Raw genomic sequence first — 3,498 nt, 5'->3', positions numbered from 1 at the left:
CCCGCTCACGCCGCGGCAGGCCGAAGCGTTCGAACAGCAAAGGCAGCAGAAGCAGGGTCAGCGCCGTGGAACTGACCAGCCCGCCCGCCACCACGATGGCCAGCGGCCGCTGGATCTCCGAGCCCGGCCCGCTGGCCAGCAGCAGCGGCACCATGCCCAGCGCGGTGATGCAGGCCGTCATCAGCACGGGCCGCAGCCGGTCGCGCACGCCGTGCCGCACCACCTGGGACAGGGGCTGGCCCGCAGCCAGCAGGTTGTTGAAGTGAGAGACCAGGACCACGCCGTTGAGCACCGCAATGCCCAGCAGCGCGATGAAGCCCACCGAGGCGGGCACCGACAGGTACTCGCCCGCCGCACTCAGCGCTGCCATGCCGCCCACCAGCGCGAACGGGATGTTGGCAATGACCAGCAGCGCCTGCCTGGGCGAGCGGAAGGTCAGCACCAGCAGCACGAAGATGGCGCCCAGCGCCAGCGGCACCACCAGCGCCAGCCGTGCGGCGGCGCGCTGCTGGTTCTCGAACTGGCCGCCCCAGACGATGCGCATGTCCTTGAGGCCGGCATCACCGGCGACGGCCGCCTGGGCATCTCGCACAAAGCTGGCCAGGTCGCGCCCTTCGACGTTGACCTGCACCACGGCGAAGCGTGCGCCGTTTTCGTGGTCCACGCGCACGGGGCCGTCGCGGGCCGCCAGCGTGGCAAGGGAGGTCAACGGCCAGTTGCTGCCGTCCGCCGCCGTCACCAGCAGCCCGGCCAGGCCTTCGGGCGACTGGCGCAGCGCCGTGCCGCCGCGCAGGATGAGCGGCGTGCGCGCCACGCCTTCGGGCACGATGCCAATGCGCTCGCCTTCCACCAGGGCGCGCAGTTGCGCCTGCAGGCCATCGCCACTGAGCCCGGACTGGCCCAGCGCCGCGCGGTTGAGCGCCACCTGCAGGTATTGCACGCCGCTGTTGCTGGGCGCGATGACTTCGGAGGCCCCGGCCACCGCGCGCATGCGCGCGGCCACGGCCTGGGCGGCAGTGTCCAGCCGCGCCAGGTCGGGATCGAAGATCTTGATGGCCACGTCGCCGCGCGTGCCGGTCAGCATTTCGGAGACGCGCATTTCTATGGGCTGGGTGAAGCCGTAGATGAGCCCCGGAAAGCCCTCCATGACGTGGCGTATGGCCTCGGCGATGTCTTCCTTGCTGCCGCGCCACTCGTCGCGCGGGCGCAGCACCAGGAAGGTATCGGTCTCGTTCAGGCCCATGGGGTCCAGGCCCAGATCGTCGGAGCCCGTGCGCGCGACGATGGAGCGGATCTCGGGCACCTTCTCCAGCAGCGCGCGCTGCACCCGGCCGTCCATGTCCAGCGAAGCGGCCAGCGAGATGGAGGGCGTCTTTTGCAGCTGCACGATCATGTCGCCCTCATCCATGGTGGGCATGAAGGTCTTGCCCACGGACAGGTAGAGCACGGCCGCCCCGGCCAGCGATGCCCCGGCAATGCCGAAGACCGCAGGCCGGTGGGCCAGGCTCCAGCGCTGCATGCGCTCGAAGCCCCCGGCCACGCGCCGCATCAGCCAGGGTTCATCGCCACCATGCGAGCGCAGCAGCAGCGAGGCCAGCGCAGGCACGACGGTGAAGGCGATGAGCACCGAGGCCCCCAGCGCCAGCACGATGGTCAGCGCCACGGGCGCGAACAGCTTGCCCTCCAGCCCCTGCAGCGTGAGCAGCGGCAGGAACACGATGGCGATGATGGACACGCCGGCCAGCATGGGCACGGAGACCGCCGAGACCGCCTGGCGGATCAGCACGGCCCGGTCCTGCGGCGGGGAGCTGCCTGCCGTTTCGATGGCCGTTGCGCCCGCAGACTCATTCGCCAGCGCGGTCTCTATGTTCTCCACCACCACCACCGCAGCATCCACCAGCATGCCCAGGGCGATGGCCAGGCCGCCCAGGCTCATCAGGTTGGCCGTCAGGCCCGCATGGCGCATCAGCAGGAAGGTGGCCAGCATGGACAGCGGCAGCGTGGCCGCCACCACCAGGGCTGCCCGCAGCCCGCCCAGGAACAGGTAGAGCGTGACCAGCACCAGCACGCTGGCCTCGACCAGGGCGCGTACCACGGTGCCCGCCGCGCGCGAGACCAGGTCGCCCCGGTTGTAGAAGACCTGGGTGCTCATGCCCTTGGGCAGCCGGGGAGCCAGTTCGTCCAGCCGCGCCTGCACGGCATCCACCAGGCTGCGCGCATCCACCCCGCGAAGTCCCAGCACCAGGCCCTGCACGGCTTCGCCACGCCCGTCGCGGCTGACGGCGCCGTTGCGCGTGGCTTCGCCCAGGCGCACGGTGGCCACGTCGCCCACGGTGGCGGCAACGCGCCCCTCATGGGCGGGCGCCACGACAATGGCGCGCAGGTCGTCCAGCCCGCGCACGCCACCTTCCACGCGCACCACCCAGTGCTCTTCCCCTCGGTCCAGCCGGCCTGCGCCGTCGTTGCGGTTGTTGGCCTCCAGCGCCTGGCGCAGCTGGTCCAGCGTCACGCCGCGCGCCCGCAGCCGGGCGGGGTCGGGGATCACCTCGTAGCCGCGCACCATGCCGCCCAGGGCATTCACGTCGGCCACGCCGGCCACGGTGCGCAGCGCAGGGCGAATCACCCAGTCCAGCACATGGCGGCGCTCGGCCAGAGACCATTGCTCACCGTCGATGGTGAACATGAACATCTCGCCCAGCGGCGTGGTGATGGGGGCAAGCCCGCCTTCGGCCGTGGCGGGCAGCTCGCGCTGCAGGCCGGCCAGCCGCTCGGACACCTGCTGGCGCGCCCAGTAAACGTCCGTGCCTTCGCTGAAATCCACGGTCACGTCGCTGATGCCGTACTTGGACACCGAGCGCACCATGGTCTTGTGCGGCAGGCCCAGCAATTCCTGCTCGACAGGCGTGGAGACGCGCTGCTCCACCTCCTCGGGCGTCATGCCGGGCACCTTCAGGATCACCTTGACCTGGGTGGGCGAGATGTCGGGGAAGGCATCGATGGGCAGGTGCACATAGGCCCAGGCACCGGCCAGGGCCAGCGCGCAGGCGGCCATCAGCACCAGCGCGCGCTGGCGCAGCGAAAAATCGATGAGGCGCGCCAGCATCACTCACCCCCGCCCAGCAGGCCCTTGAGCGCGGCAATGCCCGTCACGGCAATGCGCGCCTTGGGCGGCAGCGTGCCGCGCACCACGGCCGTGGCCTCGTCGCTGGCCTCCACGGACAGCGGCATGAAGCGCGCCCCCTGCCCGGTGGCGACAAAGACGCCGGTGCGGTTGTTCCAATGCGCCAGCGCCGCAGCGGGTACGCGCAGGCGTGCACCGCCAGAGCCACCGGCAGATCCACCGGAAGGCCCGGCGTCCGCACCGGCCAGGGCCAGCGACGCGGTCACGCTTTCGCCCACGCGCAGGTCACCAGCGCGTTCCAGCGCAACGCCCACCCGCATGCCGGCCGATCCATCACCGACCGGGGCCATGCCAGCCACCTTGCCCTGCGCACCGCG

The 3,498-nt window shown here is 71.3% G+C and carries 1 protein-coding gene and 1 pseudogene; both read right to left on the bottom strand.

Features of this window, described 5'->3' with window-relative positions:
• Positions 1-3,103, bottom strand: a 3,103-nt coding sequence (locus L995_RS13805; RefSeq protein WP_047472311.1) for an efflux RND transporter permease subunit, incomplete at its 3' end; no start/stop codon positions are given.
• Positions 3,103-3,498 (bottom strand): annotated as a pseudogene (locus L995_RS13800) (efflux RND transporter periplasmic adaptor subunit); the annotation flags it as partial. The gene L995_RS13805 and the pseudogene L995_RS13800, both read right to left, overlap by 1 nt.

It is taken from the genome of Delftia sp. ZNC0008 (assembly GCF_000799035.1).
In the GTDB taxonomy this organism is placed as follows: Bacteria; Pseudomonadota; Gammaproteobacteria; order Burkholderiales; family Burkholderiaceae_C; genus Comamonas; species Comamonas tsuruhatensis.
The sequence above is the reverse complement of the archived record's forward strand: the minus strand, read 5'-3'. Positions and strand labels throughout refer to the sequence as shown.